Origin of the sequence: Bradyrhizobium tropiciagri (genome assembly GCF_018130545.1) — a bacterium.
Lineage (GTDB): Bacteria > Pseudomonadota > Alphaproteobacteria > Rhizobiales > Xanthobacteraceae > Bradyrhizobium > Bradyrhizobium tropiciagri_A.
Genome location: NZ_JAFCKF010000003.1, coordinates 890,245 through 907,965, shown reverse-complemented (window position 1 = coordinate 907,965; position 17,721 = coordinate 890,245). Strand labels below are relative to the sequence as shown.

Below are 17,721 nucleotides of genomic sequence, written 5' to 3'. Positions count from 1 at the left end.
CTGCTCTCCGGTAAGAAAACAGGGCTTCCGAATTAGTGGGTTTCACACTGTAGCGGTCTCCTGACTCGAACCCCCGCAGTGAGTCTCTTTAGTTCTGTCAGGCATCGCTATCGCGCTGTTCCGACAGAGGGAAATCTGATTGTAAGTTCAATGCACGCTTAGCACCGGCTTTGTCGGAACAGGCATTGATTTTCCAACGGAATCATACGCCTCTTAATCAGCGGGTCCCAGGTTCGAGCCCTGGTGCGCCCACCAAGCTTTCAAAGCTTAGGTTTAGCCCTCGTATCGGCCACGCCGGCCAGCAGTCGCGTCTGTTCGGACACCCGGCTGCCCTTCATCCTCGCAACTTTTCCTGATCCAGCCACGCGCGCTTGCTGCGGTGTCGTGTCGGCCGTTCTGCCCCGATCGCCGCTTTGCAGCGGCTTGAAGTTCGCCGCGACGGATCCGCAATCCCGCAAATTGGCGCCGCTGGCTTGAGCGATGGGCGAGGTGTCATCCCAGCGCGGGGGGCCCTGCGGCGAGCGCGGTTGACAGGGGGGAGCACCCACTTTAATCACGTCACTAATTAATCAATTAATTAAAGTCCAAAACCCTAGGGAAAGAATCCGCCTGATGCCGGCTGGCCAAAGACATTCGAAGCTGCTTGCCCCGCTCGGGCGCGGCGTCGTTTGTCTGGAAAACCAGGCGCTCATCGCATCCACGTGGGTCGGTCTCGAACAGGCCGGGTGTGCCCCCGTCCGGCAGACCACAGGCTTCGTTGACCATGCGCGACCCGCCGTGATCGCCGGCGCGGCGTGCGCCGATTCCTTCCGACGGATTCCAGCCCACAAGTCCGAGCGCGGTCGCGCGCTGCCGCGGATCAACGCCCCCTGCTCAACGCAGAGTGGGCTTCGTTCACCCGTACGAAAACATGAGGAGTGAGGCGTAAACGATGGGACGTCGATCTGAGGTACTGATGGCGCAAGACAGCGCCGGCACGGACAACCGGCGCGTGATCCAGGTGGTGTCGCGCGCATTCGACATCGTGCGTTGCTTCGAAGGTCGAAGCATACGCCTCGGCAATCGCGACATCGCCGATCGCTGCGGCCTGCCGCGATCGACGGTCTCTCGTCTCACGCTGACGCTGACCCAGATCGGCCAGTTGATCTACCTGCCGCAGGAGCAGAAATATGCTCTCGGTCCGCACGCCGCCGCGCCCGGTGCTCCGCTGTTTGCGGACAAGCCCGACTGTGCCGACGAGCGGCAGCGCGACCAGGCGCAACCGTCCATGTTGCGGGGCATTAACTCGCGCTTCGATTATTTCGACGATCAGCGCAGCCCCGTCGTCGAGCCGCTTGCGGTGACGCCACACCGCTGACATCTCGGCTCGTACCGGGCAGACGGCGCAGCGGAAGCGGCCGTCGAAATCGGCGCGGGCGCACAGCAATGAAACATCCAAAGCAAGGGAAAACGCATGTCTGAGGCATACATCATCGACGCGGTGCGCACGCCGCGCGGCATCGGCAAGCCGGGCAAGGGCGCACTGTCGCACCTGCATCCGCAGCAGCTGGCCGCAACCGTGCTCGGCGCGCTCAAGGAGCGCAACAAGCTCGATACCTCGACCGTCGACGACATCATCTGGTCGACCTCGACCCAGGAAGGCAAGCAGGGCGGCGATCTCGGGCGTATGTCGGCGCTCGCGGCCGGTTACGACATCAATGCCAGCGGCACGACGCTGGATCGTTTCTGTGGCGGCGGCATCACCTCGGTGAACCTCGCGGCAGCCTCGGTGATGTCGGGCATGGAAGACTGCGTCATCGCCGGCGGTACCGAGATGATGAGCTACCAACAGACGCTCGCAGCCGAGCGCTCCAAGGCGGGACAGCCGGCGCGGATGATGGGTTCGGGTAACCCGGCGCTTGACGAGATTCACCCGCAGTCGCATCAGGGCGTCTGCGGCGACGCCATCGCGACGCGCGAAGGGATCAGCCGTGAGGCCTGCGATGCACTGGCGCTGACCAGCCAGCAGCGCGCCAAGCGGGCGATCGATGAAGGCCGCTTCGCCAAGTCGGTGATCCCCGTCCTCAACGACGACGGCAGCGTTGCCCTCGGTCGTGAAGAATTCCCGCGCCCCGAGACCACGGCTGAAGGGCTGGCATCGCTGAAGCCGAGCTTCGAGCAGCTTGCCGATTTCGATCTCGGCAACGGCGTGACCTTCAAGAAGCAGATCCAGCGCCGCTATCCGGGCCTCGAGTGGAAGGGCGTGCATCATGCCGGCAACAGCTCGGGCGTGGTGGACGGCGCCGCCGCTGTCCTGATCACCTCGAAGGACTATGCCGAGAAGCACGGCCTCAAGCCGCGCGGCCGCATCGTGGCCTATGCCAACCAGGGTGACGATCCGACCCTGATGCTCAACGCGCCGGTTCCCGCGGCCAAGAAGGTTCTCGCCAAGGCCGGCCTGACCAAGGACGACATCGACGTCTGGGAGATTAACGAGGCGTTCGCTGTTGTTGCCGAGAAATTCATCCGCGACCTCGACCTCAACCGCGAAAAGGTCAACATCAACGGCGGCTCGATCGCGCTCGGCCATCCGATCGGCGCGACCGGATCGATCCTGATCGGCACGGCGCTCGACGAGCTCGAGCGCAGCGGCGGTCGTTATGGTCTTGTCACCATGTGCGCGGCAGGCGGCATGGCGCCGGCCATCATCATCGAACGCATCTGATCGCGAAAGGATACAGCCATGAAACTCGATTCATCGGTCGCCGCGGTTGTCACCGGCGGTGCGTCCGGTCTCGGCGCAGCCACCGCGCGGGCGCTCGCTGCACAAGGCGTCAAGGTCGCGATCTTCGACTTCAACGAGGAGAAGGGCGAAGCCATCGCCAAGGAAATCGGCGGTGTGTTCTGCAAGGTCGATGTCACCTCGGACGAGCTCGTCGATGCGGGCTTCGCCAAGGCCCGCGCGGCGCACGGCCAGGAGCGCATCCTGGTGAACTGCGCCGGCACGGGTAACGCGGTGAAGACTGCGGGCCGTGACAAGAAGACCGGCGAACCCACGCACTTCCCGATCGACGCCTTCAACCGCATCATCCAGATCAACCTCGTCGGCACCTTCCGCTGCATCGCCAAGTCGGCGCAGGGCATGCTGTCGCTGTCTCCGCTTGAGCACGGCGAGCGCGGCGCGGTCGTCAACACGGCGTCGGTTGCGGCAGAAGACGGCCAGATGGGGCAGGCGGCTTATTCGGCCTCCAAGGCCGGCGTCGTCGGCATGACCTTGCCGATCGCGCGCGACCTGATGGCCGAAGGCATCCGCGTCAACACCATCCTGCCGGGCATCTTCAACACGCCGCTGCTGCAGGGAGCGCCGGAGAACGTCAAGGCCGCGCTGAGCGCGTCGGTGCCGTTCCCGAAGCGTCTCGGCATGCCGGAGGAATATGCGCATCTGGCGCTGACGATGATCACCAATGGCTACTTCAATGGTGAAGACGTCCGTCTCGACGGCGCCATCCGCATGGCTCCCCGTTAAGCGCACAGCAACAGGAGGCGAAAGCGATGTCCGAAGAAACTCCGGTCCTCACTGAAGTCCGCGGACCGATCCTGATCATCACCCTGAATCGGCCGGAAGCCAAGAACGCAGCCAACCTCGCGCTCTCCAAGGGCGTGGCTGCGGCGATCGACCGGCTCGATGCAGACGACGCCCTCAGCGTTGGGATCATCACCGGCGCGGGCGGCACGTTCTGCTCGGGCATGGACCTCAAGGGGTTCCTGAAAGGCGAACGGCCGTCGATCCCCGGCCGCGGCTTCGCGGGCCTCACCGAGGCGCCGCCGAAGAAGCCGCTGATCGCGGCGGTCGATGGCTATGCGCTCGCCGGCGGGATGGAGATCGCGCTGTCATGCGACATGATCGTCGCCAACCGCAACGCCAAGTTCGGGATCCCCGAGGTGAAGCGCGGGCTGGCGGCTGCGGCCGGCGGCCTGATCCGCATGCCGCGGCAGATGCCGATCCGTGTGGCGATGGAGTTCGCGCTGACGGGCGAGTTCTTCGGCGCCGAGCGTGCGCATCAACTCGGCATCATCAACCGCGTGACCGATGGCCCGGCGCTGGACGCCGCGCTTGAGCTCGCAGCCGCGATCGGCGCCAACGGTCCGCTCGCTGTCAAGGCTTCCAAGCAGGTGGTCGTCGAATCCCGGCTCTGGCCGGAAGATCAGATGTGGAAGAAGCAGCAGGAGATCGTCGGTCCCGTCTTCGTCTCCGAAGATGCCCGCGAGGGCGCGGCGGCCTTTGCCGAAAAGCGCGCGCCGAACTGGAAGGGCAAGTAAGGCATCGCCTGTTTCGACAACGGAGCGCCGGTTTTGATGAAGCAGAACCGGCGCTCTATTTTTTTGTGAGGGCCGCGCCCAGCGCCGGCCGGTTTCCACGCCGCTTGAGAGCGCTATTGGGTGAATGATGCGCAGCTTTACCGAAGACCAGGTCATTTTCCGCGACTCCTATCGCAAGTTCCTCGCCAGCGAGATCACGCCGCATATGGAGGAGTGGCGGGAGGCCGGCATCGTCGACCGCAGCGCGTTCAAGAAGGCCGGCGACCTCGGCTTCCTGATGATCTGGCCTGAAGAAAAATACGGCGGCATGGGCGACGAGGACTTCCGCTATGAGCAGATCATCATCGAGGAGACCGCGCGCTCGGGCTGCAAGGGCTGGTTCAACACGCTGCACAGCCGCCTGGTCGGATCCTATTTCAAGCGCTTCGGCACCGAGGAGCAGCGCGACCGCTTCCTGCCGAAATGCGTCAGCGGCGAGACGATCCTTGCGATCGCGATGACCGAACCCGGCGCCGGCTCCGACCTCGCGGGCATGCGGACGACGGCGGAAGACAAGGGCGACCATTTCCTGCTCAATGGCTCCAAGACCTATATTTCCAACGGTATCAATTCAGACGTCGTGATCGTCGCGGCCAAGCTCACGGGCGCCGAGAAGAAGCACGCCATGGTGCTCCTGATCGTCGAGCGCGGCATGGAAGGTTTCGAGCGCGGCCGCAATCTGAAGAAGATGGGCATGCCGGCGCAGGACACTGCCGAACTATTCTTCCAGAATGTGAAGGTGCCCAAGGCCAATGTACTGGGAGAGGCGGGCAGGGGATTCTACTACCTCATGGAGGGTCTCGCCGAGGAGCGGCTGATCTCCGCGGTCGGATCGATCGCCAATGGCCGCCGGGCGTTCGACATCACGCGCGCTTACGTGATGGATCGCAAGCTGTTCGGCAAGCCACTCGCCGAGCAGCAGAACACCCAGTTCCGGATGGCAGAGATGGATGCCGAAATCGATCTCGTGCAGGTCTACGTCGATCACTGCGTCGCCGAGCACAATGCGGGGCGCCTGACCAGCAATATGGGCGCCAAGGCCAAGATGATGTCGTCGGAAGTCGAGTGGAAGATGCTCGACCTCGGCGTGCAGCTGCACGGCGGCGCGGGCTACATGGACGAATATCCGATCAGCCGGATGTTTACTGACGCGCGCGTCAACCGGATCCTGGCGGGAAGCTCCGAAGTGATGCGGCTGATCATCGGCCGCGATGTTTTCTCGGACCACTACAAGAGCATTCTGGACTAGCCGGGTACGCGATCGGCCGTCTCCTCACATCAGCCGCGTGCCTGCCGCAGCGGCTCGCGCGCGTGTTCCTTCGAGCGCATCAACGCATCGACGAAGATCGGCTCCCAGGAGCGGATGTGGCTGCGCAGCAGGGTCGGCAGCGCTTCGGTCTTGCCGGCGAGCGCGAGTTCGATCAGCCGGTAGTGTTCGGGCACCGACGCCTGCTGCCGCTCGTGACCCGCGCGCGAGCTGATGCCGTAGAGCCGCATCTTGTCGCGCAGGCCCATCACCATCTCGGTCAGGAGCTCGTTGCCGGCGGCGGCGATGAACTCGCGATGATAGTTGCGGTCGGCTTCCAGATAGAGCTGGACGTCGTCGGTCTCGACCGCCCTCGCGATCTCATCGGCCCAGCCGCGCACGGCTGGTAGATCCTTCGGTGGATTGGTGGCGACCAGCACGGCGGCGTGCAGCTCCAGCACCTCGCGCATGTCGAACAGATTGCGTAGCTCGGTCAGCGACGGTTCCACCACCTTGAAGCCGCGGTTGCGCATCGGCTCGACCAAGCCGCCGCGGCTGAGCTCGAGCAGCGCCTCGCGCACCGGCGTCGAGGAGACGCCGAGGCTCGCCGCGAGACTCGGCACCGAATACATCGTGCCCGGAAGGCTCTGCCCGGAAATGATCTCGGCGCGCACCCGCTGCAGCACCTGTTCGCGCAAATTCTGGTCCATGGGAGGTCGCAGCCGCCTTCTCGTTGGGAACTCCGATTCGTCTCTGATTATTACTTAGCCTTGACGGCAGCGGTAGCGTATGACGTAAATGTGTAACGCATTACAAAAATGCGTCACAAGGGTTGACCTGACCATGAGACGGCGGTGAAACAGCGGCTTTCCGGCTATTGCACGCTTTGTCGCTCGCGCTGCGGTGCTGTCACCGTGGTCGAGGACGGACGCCTTGTCGGTGTGGAGGTATTGAATAACCATCCGACCGGTGGGGCGCTCTGTGCCAAGGGCCGGGCGGCACCGGAAATCGTCGCCAGCCCGCGCCGTCTGACCGTCCCCCTGAAGCGGACCCGCCCGCGCGATGCCGCCGATCCCGGCTGGGTCGAGGTGTCCTGGGACGAGGCCCTGACCGAGATCGCCGACCGGCTCGGTCGGATCCGCGCCGAGAGCGGCGCCGAGGCTGTTGCGTTCGGCGTCACCACCCCGAGCGGCACGCCGATGGTCGACAGCTTCGAATGGGTCGAGCGCTTCATCCGCGGCTTTGGCAGCCCGAACCTGATCTATGCGGTCGAGATCTGCGGCTGGCACAAGGATTTTGCGCACGCGCTGACCTTCGGTCGCGGCATCGGCTTTCCCGACTACGACAATGCCGATGCGATCATCCTGTGGGGCCACAATCCGGCGCGCACCTGGCTCGCGCAAGCAACGCGGATCGCCGACGCGCGACGGCGCGGCGCTAAGGTTGTCGTCGTCGATCCCAAGCCGAACGGCTCGGGTCAGCAGGCCGATCTCTGGCTGCGCATCCGTCCCGGTGCCGATGGTGCACTCGCGATGGGCGCGATCCGCCACCTGATCGCGACCGGCAGCTTCGATGCTGTTTTCGTCGACGCCTGGACCAATGGATCGCTGCTGATCGATCGCGCCACCGGGCGCTTCCTGCGCGCCGACGCATTGTGGCCGGATGGCGCGGCCGACGCTTTCGTTCGCCTCGATGTGTCGGGCTCGCCGGTGCCTTGCGATACGCGCTGCGCGCCGGAGAGCGGCGGCCAGCTGCGTGGCGCGCTGTCGATTCCGGCGTGCGACGGCCGCATGATCTCGGCGGCAACCGCATTCGAATTGCTCGTCGAGCGCACCGCGCCCTACACGCCGGCGCGCGTGGCGGAGCTGACCTGGCTTGATGTCGCCGATATCGATGCGTTCAACGCGCTGCTCGCGAGCCGGCCACGGCTCGCTTATCATTCCTGGACCGGCGTGGGTCAGCACACCAACGCCACCGCGATCGAGCGCGCGATCGCGACGCTCTACGCGCTGACCGGCGCCTGCGACCGGCCCGGTGGCAATCGCTGGCCGGTGCCGCCGCCGACACGTCCGCTCAACGACTACAACATCCTGCCGGCTGAGCAGCAGGCGAAGGCGCTGGGGATCGCCGAACTGCCGCTCGGCCCGCCGGCAAAGGGCTGGATCACAGCGCGTGATTTCAGCCGGGCCGTGCTTGACGGCGAGCCCTACCGGGTGCGTGCACTGGTTGCCTTCGGTACCAATTTCGTCGTCTCGCAGGGCCATTCCGAGCGCAACCGTGCGGCGCTGAACGCACTGGAATTCCAGGTTCATATCGACATGTTCATGAACCCGACCGCGGAGAGCGCCGATTTCGTGCTGCCGGCCAGCACGCCGTGGGAGCGCGATGCGCTCAAGATCGGGTTCGAGATCACGCAGGAAGCCGTCGAGACGGTGCAGTTTCGCCCGCGCATGGTCGAGCCGATCGGTGAAGTGAAGGCCGATTACGAGATCGCCGCGGCACTCGCGCTCAAGCTCGGCATGGGCGACTTGTTCTTCGGCGGTGACATCAAGGCCGGCTGGAATTATCAGCTCGCACCGCTCGGCATCGGTGTCGAGGATCTGCGTGCACATCCGGAAGGACGCCGCTTTCCGCAGGCCTTCCGCAATGAAAAGTACGCCATCACCCGCGAGGACGGCACGGCGGCAGGCTTTGCGACGCCGACGCGCCGGGTCGAGATCTATTCGGAGCTGATGCTTGGACACGGGCATGATCCGTTGCCCGATCACGTCGAGCCGGTCGGCAGTCCGCTCACGGCAGCGGCGGACGAACGCTTTCCGTTGGTGCTCTCCACCGCCAAGAGCGGCTGGTTCGTTCACTCCTCGCATCGGCATATCGCCTCGCTGCGGCGTAAGTCGCCGGACCCGGCGGTCGAGATCAGCCCGCAGCTCGCCACGCGGCGCGGACTCGTCGAAGGCGACTGGGCCGTGGTGGAAACGCCGGGCGGTGCCGTGCGTCTGAAGGTGCGGCTCAATGCGGCGCTCGACGATCGTGTCGTCGTCGCCGAATTCGGCTGGTGGGAGGATTGTCCGCCGCTCGGCCGCGATCGGTCAGCTGCGGCAGGCATCCGCACGCACAACATCAACGCGGTGCTGCACGACGATGTGCGCGATCCCGTCAGCGGCTCGGTCCCGCTGCGCGCGATCGTCTGCGAGATCAGGCGCGACGCCGTGGCAAGCCGCGGCGTCTGGAACGGCCAGCGGCGCTTCACGGTTGCCGCGCGCTGGGCCGAGGCCGACAACGTCGTCGCCCTCAGCCTGCGGCCGCTTGACGGCGGTCCGCTGCCCGACTTCCTGCCGGGCCAGCATGTGATGATCTCGCTGCCCGGCACGACGGAGGCGCGGGCCTACTCGCTGACCGGATCGGGCGATCTGCCCGACGCGCTGTCGATTGCGGTGAAGGGGCGGTTCGTCAACGAGGTGCGGAGCGGCGACGCGCCGTTCTTCATGCCGGATCGCCTGCATGGTCTTGCGGTCGGCGACGAGGTGCTGCTCGAGCCGCCGGGCGGCATCTTCACGCCGCCATTGAAGGGACCGCGGCCGCTGGTCTTCCTCGCAGCCGGTATCGGCATCACGCCGTTCATCGGCCATCTCGAGACGCTGCAGCGCGTCGCACCACAGGATCGCGTTGGAGAAATCCTGTTGCTGCATGGCTGCCGCAGTAGCCACGAGCATCCGTTTGCACAGCGGCTTGCGGAGCTGGAAACCAATACGCCGGGACTGACGCGGGTGACCTTCTTTTCCGCGCCGCTCGCAGAGGATCCGATCGGCTCGCATTCGCTGCGCAAGGGGCGGCTTGATCTCGAACAGGTCAAGCAGCTGTCATCGCGCCGGCCGCTGGTCTACATCTGCGGCTCGCCGGACTTCGTCACGGCACAGATCGCGGCCGTGACAGCGCTCGGCGTGCCACGCTTCGACATCTTCGCCGAAAGCTTCGTGTCGCCGCCCTCGATGCCAACCAACCTTGCGCCGCGGACCGTCCGGCTTGCGAGCAGCAAGCAAAGCTTCTCCTGGGGGCCGGAGCAGGGGACACTGCTCGACGCCGCGAGCGCGGCGGGTATTGCGCTGCCGAGCGGCTGCCGTGTCGGACAATGCGAGAGCTGCGCGGTTGAGGTGGTCGACGGGCAGTTCACCCATCTCGGCGTGGTTGATGGCAGCGAGGGACAATGCCTCACCTGCCAGGCCGTCCCGCTGACCGACCTGACGCTCGCACTTTGAATGACCAATCAGGATTGAAGACGAACCGCATCACCGGAAGGGGATCAATTGATGACGAATGCTGCGCACAATCAAACCGTGGACTTACGAAAACCTGTCGCGGACAACATCATCGCGCGCTTTTCGCAAGCTCTGGTGGCGTTTGCGGAGCGCTGGTTTCCGGATGCGTATGTCTTCGTTCTGATCGCGGTGATTGCGGTTGCCGCAGGCGCGATCCTGCATGGCGGCTCGCCGCTCGCCGTCAGCCGGGCGTTCGGCGACGGGTTCTGGAATTTGATTCCGTTCACGATGCAGATGGCGCTGGTCGCGATCGGCGGCTATGTCGTGGCGATGTCGCCGCCGGTGGCGGCCGTGCTGGCGCGGCTCGCAAGTGTGCCGAAGACGGGGCGCGGCGCGGTGGTGTTCGTCGGCGTGCTCAGCATCTTTCTCTCGCTGCTGAACTGGGGCCTCAGCCTGATCTTCTCCGGCCTTTTGGTGCGGGAGATCGCGCGGCGCACGGATATCCGGCTCGATTACCGGGCGGCCGGTGCAGCCGGCTATCTCGGGCTCGGCTGCGGCTTCACCCTCGGCATCACGTCGTCGGCCGCGCAGCTGCAGGCCAATGCCGGCAGCATTCCGGCGTCGCTCCTGCCGATCACCGGCGTGATCGGCTTCTCGGAGACCATCCTGACCTGGCAGAACATGGTCACGGTCGTGATGGTGACTGTCGTCTCTGCTACGATCTGCTATTTCACGACGCCCGCGCCCGCGCAGGCGAGGACGGCGGAAGACCTCGGCGTTGCGCTCGGCGATGACCGCATCGAGGCCAGGAAGCCGGCCCGTCCGGGCGACTGGCTCGAGTTCAGTCCGCTGCTGACGATCCTGATCGCGCTGCTTGCCGTCGGCTGGCTGTGGCAGACGTTCGAGTCGGGCAATCCGCTGATCACCCTGTCGGGGCTCAACACCTACAACTTCGTCTTTCTCATTCTCGGCATCGTGCTGCACTGGCGGCCGCGCAGCCTGGTCGATTCGTTTTCGAAGGCGATGCCGAGCGTCTCCGGCGTGCTGTTGCAGTTTCCGTTCTATGCCGGCGTCGCGCAGATCCTGACCAAGGTGCCGAACAGCAGCGGCACCACACTGTCGGATACGATCGCGCACTGGTTCGTCGACGCCTCCAGCAATTCCACCGTGTTCTCGTTCCTGGTCGGAATCTATTCGGCGCTGCTCGGCTTCTTCGTACCGTCGGCCGGCGGCAAGTGGATCATTGAGGCGCCCTACATCATGAAGGCGGCCAACGATATCGGCGCGCATCTCGGCTGGACTGTCATGGTCTACAATATCGCCGAGACGCTGCCGAACTTCATCAACCCGTTCTGGATGTTGCCGCTGCTCGGCATTCTCGGCCTGAAGTCGAAGGATCTGATCGGCTACACGTCGGTGCAGTTTTTCGTTCATTTCCCGATCGTGATGCTGCTGGCGGCGATCCTGATGGCGACCTTCACCTATCATCCGCCGATCCTGCCCTGAGCGGTGAGGGGCGGGCACCGGGAGGCGCGGTGCCCGGCCAAGATTCCGCCGGTTCATGCCGTCCGCGCCCGGCATCACCAAAACTGTGCTGTTTTTCTGCCCGCAGCGAATGAGGCATCGCGCCGGGCTCTGATCTTTGGTCAGCCATTTCATTGACCGCCGCGCGGTTCGGCCGGATATTGGTGCGCGATATTCGTGTTGTCCAAGGTCGCCGCAATGAGACAGATCCACCGCAGCTTGATGTGCGACATGCGAAGCCGCATGCAGCACCGCTGCGTCTCGGCGGCGACCGGCGTCTGTTGTTGATCGCTTCGACAAATCCAAAGCACCCGACAATGAGACAGGACGCCGTCATTCGGCGATTGAGCACGCATGTCCCAAGCACAAGCTTACGTTATCGAAGTATCGGATCGCACCGCGGGTATCGTCGTCGGCGACAGCCGTGGATTCTGCTTCTTCTCGTCTGACCGCGCTTTCGACGGCCTCGACGGCGGCTATTTCGGTTCCGCGCGCGCCGCGGAGCGCGCGGTGAGGGCGCATCTGCAGCGCCGCCAGGTGCGCGGCCAGCGGTGATCGAACTCACGCAGTATCTGAAAGACGACCTTTGAAAGGACTGTCATGACGACCAGACGTACCATTCTTGCGGCCGCATTGGCGCTTTCGGCATTTGCCGTCGCGCCGACCCGCGCCGAGGACAAGCCGGCCGAGATCCGCATCGGCACGCAGAAGGGCGGCCTGTTTCCGGCCGTTCGCCAGCGTCACACCGTCGAGGACGCGTTCAAGCCGCTCGGCATCGAGGTGAAGTGGATCGACTTCCAGTTCGGGCCGCCGCTGCTCGAGGCGATCAATGTCGGTAGCGTCGATTTCGGTTTCGTCGGCGATACGCCGCCGATTTTCGCACAGGCTGGCGCGGCCAAGATCGAATACGTAGCAGCGGTGACCTCTGATGGCAGCAACCAGGCGATCATCGTGCCGGCGGAATCGCCGATCCGGACGCTCGCCGACCTCAAGGGTAAGCGCGTCGCGTTCGGCAAGGGCTCGAGCGCGCACAATCTGCTGGTGGCGGCGCTCGACAAGGCCGGCCTTTCCTGGAGCGACATCACGCCGACACCGCTGGCGCCGGCGGATGCAACCGTCGCCTTCTCCCGAGGTATCGTCGACGCGTGGTCGATCTGGGATCCCTATCTCGCGCTGGCGGAGATCAAGGATAAGGTGCGCGTGATCGCCTTCGACAAGGACGTGCATAAACCGAACGCGTTCTACATCGCCGGATCGGACTTCGTTGCGAAGTATCCGTCCATCGTCGCGAAGCTGAATTCCATCTTCGCCGCCGAAGGAAAATGGGCCGCCGACCATCGCGACGAGGTGGCCCGTGCGCAGGCCGAGGCGACTGGTGTCGACATCGAGGCGGTCAGACGCTTCGTCGCGCGCTCGAACTACCAGGTGGTGCCGGTCGATGCCGAGATCGTCAGGAGCCAGCAGGCGATTGCCGACCGCTTCAAGGGGATCGGGCTGATCCCGAAGCCGATTAACGTGTCCGATATCGTCTGGAAATGGACGCCCGGCTCCTGAGCTGTTTCAGCGGCACGGTCAGGAGGCCGCGGCCAGCGGCGGCGAGATCACCTGCGGCGCCTCGGGCGTCTGTGTTGCCGTCGTCGCCAGCTGGAAGCGGATGCCGTGCACGGAGACGGTCAGCGGGATGCCGCGGAAATCGTCGTGGAAGGCGCGGATCCGGCGTGCGAGCTCACTGGGGTTGATGCCGGCGGGAAGCTCGCACATCTCGCGGTACATCTGCCTTGTGCTCTTGACGCCGCACCAGGCGATGTCCAGCTCGGCCAGCGGCGCCGGATCGCAGGCGAGATCGCGCGACATCCGCCAGAACAGATGGGCCAGCCGCACATAGGCGATCTGCTCGAGCCCGCGCACGCCGATCTTGTCGGGAATGATGAAAGACTCGACCCCGACGATCGGACCGGAGTCGACGCGCGCGGCCATCACATGGGCCGTTGCGCCGAAGGTGCGGGCGCCGTCATAGAGCGCGAAATGCGCCGGTGCCCAGCCGGGATATTGCGGCGGGCCCGGGTGGAAATTGTAGGCACCATGGCCGAGCGCCGCCAGAATGCTCTCGGGCACGATGACGCTGGTGGTGAAGGCGAGCAGCCGGGCCTCGTGCAGCACCTCGGGCTCGATCGCGGCGAGCTCCTCAGCCGTCACCGCGCAGCGGAACGACAGCGCCGGATTGTGCGCCTTCAACAATTCGGTGAGCGCGAATTGCTGGTCGGCGACGCCGGTGAGAAGGATGATGGTCTTCATGATGGGATGTCCTTCTCTTGCTCTACCGTTTTGCTCGCTTGTCAGCCGCGCTGCCCGGCCATGATGACGACGCTGCCGGCATCGCGAGATTGACCCACGGAGCGGAACAGGTCGGCCGGCAGCGTCTGCCACGGCGCGATCTCGATGATCCGGTTGTTGGCGCTGGCGGCAGCCGATTTCGCCGCGCGGATGTCGTCCTGCCAGGCGCAGAGCGCGAGCTCGAGCCGGCCGAACCCGCCGCAATCTGCGGCGAAGGCGCCGGTGACCGCCTCGATGCTGGCCGCCATCTCGCGCGCGTCGCTGGTTGCGATATCGCGCATGATCACGGTGATCGCATCGTTCGAGGCCGCCTGCGACGTGACCACGATCATGGCGTCGCGGCCGCCGCTGCGGCTGGCGCGCCGCGCAGGGCGCATCGCGACGCCGAATTCGGCATTGGGTCCGAGATCGCTGTTGTCGGTCGGCAGGTTGTGAACCACCGTGGTGTGGCGGGGCGTGCCGGCGTCTTCGGCCGGCGCGTGGTACGAGCGCGGCAGCCAGGCGGTGTCGAGCGCCATCTGCGACGAGGTCAGGCTCCAGGCCTGGTCGAGCAGGTAGCCTTCCCATACCGCGGGATAGGCGGTCGCGATGTGATGCCAGTTGCGCAGCAGCACTTCGGCGCCAGGCGAACGGCCGAGATACAGGGTGCGCGCCGACATCTCCCACCGATTCCATTTGTGGAGTGCGACGTCGCAAGCGAGGTGGGAGGGCAGCAGCGGCGGCTCGCTGAGCGTTGCATCGGCCTCGATGAACAGCAGCGGCTCGCGATGCACCTCCCACATCCGCAGCAAGAACGCGGACTTCTCGGACGCGCGCAGGCGCGTGCCGTCGGCGGTGTCGATCGGCACGATTTCGTTTGCGATCTCGAATTCGGCGAGCTTCTCCCGGAGCGCGATGGCATGATCGTCGCCCAGGGCGCGCGGATAGCAGGAGACCACGCGCAGCGCGGCCTCGGACCTCGCGCCTGCTTCCGGCGCGATCGGGCGCCAGTTGAGGCCGCCCCACCACATTTCGTGCGGGCCATCGAAGCTCGGCCCGATCGTGCCGAAGTCGGTCAGCTTGGATTTCAGGAAATCGAACGCCGGGTTCTCGCCGAACGGGATAACGACCGAGCTGTCGGCGCGAAGCGACCGGTAAAGCATCTCGGCGGCAGGCCCGCTCGGTGGCTCGACGACGATGATGACGCCATCATCCCGCGCAGGCACCGAGCCGGCCTGATGGATCGCCACACGCCCGAGCCGCTCGGACAGCCATGCCAGCCGTCGGCGCTGGGCCGCACTGATCCGGATGCCGTTCGCCGCCAGCAATTGGTCGAAATTCGTCTGCAAGCCGTCCGCTTGCGCCGTGTCAGCCGAAATCATGCCCGCACTACCCCTCGTTAACCTTCTACGAGCGGGGCGGCCAGATCAGGCGGACAAATCAGCTGCCGTTGGTTGCCGGCGCGCCGTTGCCGCCACGCCAGGTCAGCGTGGCCGAGGGGGCTCCGTTGCCGTCCCGGTTCTCGACCGCGAGGATGCGGTCATGGTCGAGGGCGGTCAGCGCAATCGTGTAGATCGCAACGTCGTCCTCGAAGCCGTCGACCGGGATCAGCAGCATGCCGTCGTCGCTGGTAGCGCGGAACTGGCGGCCGCTCCGCTCGATGCCGGCATCGGTGAGCCGCCCCCCGGCGATCGCCGTCATGTTCGAACTGGCCGCGGCCTTCGCCGCGCTCTCGCCGTACTGGACGGTAATGCCGTGGAGCAGCCCGTTGCGGGCAAGCTTTGGCAACGGCAGCGCGATGGTGGCAACCGCCATGCGCCGCGACAGCGGAATCCGCAGGCGAAGGTCGCCGACCCCGGTATGATAGACGGTGATCGCTTCCAGCGACGCCTGGCCGTTCTGTCCGAACAGGCCGACCTGCAAGGTCCCGCACGGCGACTCGCCGAATACGTTGGCGGGCAGGCGATTGGCGCCGAACAGCGTGTAAAGATAGGCGTGCGACGGTGACAACGCGGCAAAGCTGCCGGCAAGCCACATCGGCGGCGCCGGGGCCGTGCAGGCGGGCACGAGGCCGCGGGCGATGATGCACTCATTGACGAAGTCGGCATCGAGCAGCGGCGCCAGCGCCTGGGTTCCGAGATTGACGTCATGCTTGATGCCGCCGAGCAGCACGAGCTCGTCATCGTCGGGTAGCAGCAGCAGGCGCCCGAGCACCGCGGCGGCCCAGCGCGCGGCGACCGTGGGGTCCGTGTCGGGCTGCAATGCATAGCGCGGTGCCAGCTCGCGGGCGCGCGATGCATAGGCGATTGTCCCGGATTGCACCTCGGTTGCCAGCGCCAGCTGGGCGGCCGGGCGCTGATCACCCTCGCGCAATACCTCGCCGCCGCGATAGTCGCGCGCCGATCCCTCCGCGGAACAGCAAAGCTGCTCCAGCAATGCGACGTTGCGGATCAGCATGCGCTTGACGTGCGGCGTGACGACGCGATCCGAGATCAGGCCTTCCGCGGTGTCGTCATCGGCGATGTCGTCGAAGGCGTCGTCAAGCGTCAGCAGATAGGCGCCGTGCAGGCGGATGCGAATGCCCTCGCGATCGAAGATGCGCCGCAACGACTTCTGCACGCTCGCCGAATAGCCGAGATCGACCAGGATCAGGTCGGTACAGTGATCGAAATCCGGTATCTGGGCGCGCAAATAGGCGAGCAGGCGGTCGCGCACGCCGGTCGCGATATCGGTGATCTCGCGCGGGTCCATCAGATCGGGCAGGGCGTCGGCGAGTTCGCGACCGCTCGCAATGCCGTCGGGATACTGCGCAAAGAAATTCATCACGGCTGATGGCTGCACCTTGACGATATCGACAAAGGTCGACGCGTCGATTCTGACGACGCGGCTCAGCAACTCGATGAGCGGCTCGAGCGTGTCGGCGGATCCGACAAGGCTGACACGACGATTGATCTCGATATAGGCGCCGGTCTCGCCATGGCTGGCCTGCCAGACGCGATGCGGCAGCAGACCGTCGCGGCCGAGGAAGCCGATCGCAACGCGCGCGCCCTCGCGCGCCAGCGCCGCGCGCCGCGCTTCGATGAAGGCATCGAACGCCGCCATGACAGGGCCGAGCACGGTCATGCCGAGGTTGAAGGCCGGAGAATGCTCTGCGCTCCGCGCCGCCACCGCACGCCGCAGCGTACGGGCACCGCAATCGAGCCGTGACGGCTGATCGGGGCACAGCAGTTCGAAGATCGATGTTTCGCGCTGAAACTTTGAGGCCAACGCCGCGCCGGCCTGCGGGTAGTAGCGCGGGCGGATGCCGTGACGGCGCGCGCCCTTGATATCGGCGTCGTGATTGTCGCCGACATGAAACGAGCTCGCCGCATCGACGCCTTGCTCGGCGAGATAGGCCTCAAACAGCGCTTCGCTCTTGCTGCTGCCGTGATCGCAGGATGCATAGAGGAAATCCCAGCTCAGCCCGGGGCTGCAGGTGCGCAGCAGCTGCGCAAGCTGGTCGGTGCTCCAATAGGTGTCGGAAATGAAGCCGACGCGAAAGCCGCCACGCTTCATGTCCAAATATTGCCCAAGCATTTCCGGATTGGCGCGGCATAGCTCGAGCTCGGCTTCGAACTCGATTTGCGCGAGATCCTGCAATGCGTCGCGGTTCAGGCCGAACAGCTTGAACGGAAAGTACTTATAGATGTCGGCGATATGCACTTCAGTGGAGCCGTTGCGCTCCAGCGCAAGCTTGCGCGCGCGCGCCTCGGCCTGGATTCGATGCTGAACGAAACTGATAGACATATTTGGAAATTTTTCAGCAATGCGAGAAAGCTGAAAAACCCTTTCAAATACGCCATCTGGCGCTGTGCAGGCGCGCAACAGAAATGTATCGAAAACATCGAATGAACAAGCAGAAACATTCTGCGCTCGACGCGTCGCGTCGACCGTCATGATCGTCATGCGCAAAATTCCCGCCAGTCCTCATGCGTTGAACGCGTGCATGAGACAAATCAGGCGCGTCGCTTCAAAAAAGTTGATGCGGGATTCGAAAACGCGCGC

Annotated in this window: 12 protein-coding genes and 1 pseudogene; 9 read left to right on the top strand and 4 right to left on the bottom strand. The window is 65.0% G+C overall.

Annotation, left to right across the window (positions count from 1 at the left end):
• Positions 1 to 931: 931 nt before the first annotated feature.
• The 5 genes and pseudogenes from JQ616_RS39310 to JQ616_RS17030 all read left to right on the top strand — a co-directional run.
• Positions 932 to 1,195: pseudogene (locus JQ616_RS39310) on the top strand (helix-turn-helix domain-containing protein); the annotation flags it as partial.
• Between the two features lie 258 nt (positions 1,196 to 1,453).
• Complete coding sequence (locus JQ616_RS17045) at positions 1,454 to 2,704, top strand: acetyl-CoA C-acetyltransferase (protein WP_212016073.1); 1,251 nt, start codon at positions 1,454 to 1,456, stop codon at positions 2,702 to 2,704.
• Between the two features lie 18 nt (positions 2,705 to 2,722).
• Complete coding sequence (locus JQ616_RS17040; RefSeq protein ID WP_212016071.1) at positions 2,723 to 3,505, top strand: SDR family NAD(P)-dependent oxidoreductase; 783 nt, start codon at positions 2,723 to 2,725, stop codon at positions 3,503 to 3,505.
• Positions 3,506 to 3,531: 26 nt separating this feature from the next.
• Positions 3,532 to 4,299, top strand: a complete 768-nt coding sequence (locus JQ616_RS17035; protein ID WP_212016069.1) for a crotonase/enoyl-CoA hydratase family protein — start codon at positions 3,532 to 3,534, stop codon at positions 4,297 to 4,299.
• Between the two features lie 124 nt (positions 4,300 to 4,423).
• Positions 4,424 to 5,587, top strand: a complete 1,164-nt coding sequence (locus JQ616_RS17030; RefSeq protein ID WP_249136830.1) for an acyl-CoA dehydrogenase family protein — start codon at positions 4,424 to 4,426, stop codon at positions 5,585 to 5,587.
• 29 nt (positions 5,588 to 5,616) lie between these two features.
• Here the strand turns inward: JQ616_RS17030 and JQ616_RS17025 are convergent, their stop codons facing one another.
• The gene (locus JQ616_RS17025) at positions 5,617 to 6,294 is read right to left on the bottom strand and encodes a GntR family transcriptional regulator (protein ID WP_212016067.1); all 678 of its coding nucleotides are present in this window, start codon (positions 6,292 to 6,294) and stop codon (positions 5,617 to 5,619) included.
• A gap of 144 nt (positions 6,295 to 6,438) precedes the next feature.
• Here JQ616_RS17025 and JQ616_RS39800 point away from each other — a divergent pair, with 144 nt between their 5' ends.
• From JQ616_RS39800 to JQ616_RS17005, 4 genes are all read left to right on the top strand, one after another.
• Positions 6,439 to 9,840, top strand: coding sequence for a molybdopterin-dependent oxidoreductase (locus JQ616_RS39800; protein WP_212016065.1), 3,402 nt, complete (start codon positions 6,439 to 6,441; stop codon positions 9,838 to 9,840).
• A gap of 51 nt (positions 9,841 to 9,891) precedes the next feature.
• Positions 9,892 to 11,346: a short-chain fatty acid transporter gene (locus JQ616_RS17015; RefSeq protein ID WP_212016063.1), complete on the top strand. Its 1,455-nt coding sequence runs from the start codon at positions 9,892 to 9,894 to the stop codon at positions 11,344 to 11,346.
• A 372-nt stretch (positions 11,347 to 11,718) separates the two neighbouring features.
• Positions 11,719 to 11,919 (top strand): hypothetical protein, encoded by a 201-nt coding sequence (locus tag JQ616_RS17010; protein WP_212016061.1) that lies wholly within the window; start codon positions 11,719 to 11,721, stop codon positions 11,917 to 11,919.
• A gap of 45 nt (positions 11,920 to 11,964) precedes the next feature.
• Complete coding sequence (locus tag JQ616_RS17005) at positions 11,965 to 12,918, top strand: aliphatic sulfonate ABC transporter substrate-binding protein (RefSeq protein ID WP_212016059.1); 954 nt, start codon at positions 11,965 to 11,967, stop codon at positions 12,916 to 12,918.
• 18 nt (positions 12,919 to 12,936) lie between these two features.
• Here JQ616_RS17005 and JQ616_RS17000 read toward each other — a convergent pair whose 3' ends face one another.
• The 3 genes from JQ616_RS17000 to JQ616_RS16990 are packed head-to-tail and all read right to left on the bottom strand — an operon-like array spanning position 12,937 to position 17,463.
• On the bottom strand, positions 12,937 to 13,662 hold the full coding sequence (locus JQ616_RS17000; protein ID WP_212016369.1) for a formyltransferase family protein: 726 nt from the start codon (positions 13,660 to 13,662) through the stop codon (positions 12,937 to 12,939).
• 38 nt (positions 13,663 to 13,700) lie between these two features.
• Positions 13,701 to 15,059, bottom strand: a complete 1,359-nt coding sequence (locus tag JQ616_RS16995) for a hypothetical protein (protein WP_212016057.1) — start codon at positions 15,057 to 15,059, stop codon at positions 13,701 to 13,703.
• Positions 15,060 to 15,117: 58 nt separating this feature from the next.
• The gene (locus JQ616_RS16990; RefSeq protein WP_349630003.1) at positions 15,118 to 17,463 is read right to left on the bottom strand and encodes a hypothetical protein; all 2,346 of its coding nucleotides are present in this window, start codon (positions 17,461 to 17,463) and stop codon (positions 15,118 to 15,120) included.
• Positions 17,464 to 17,721: the final 258 nt, after the last annotated feature.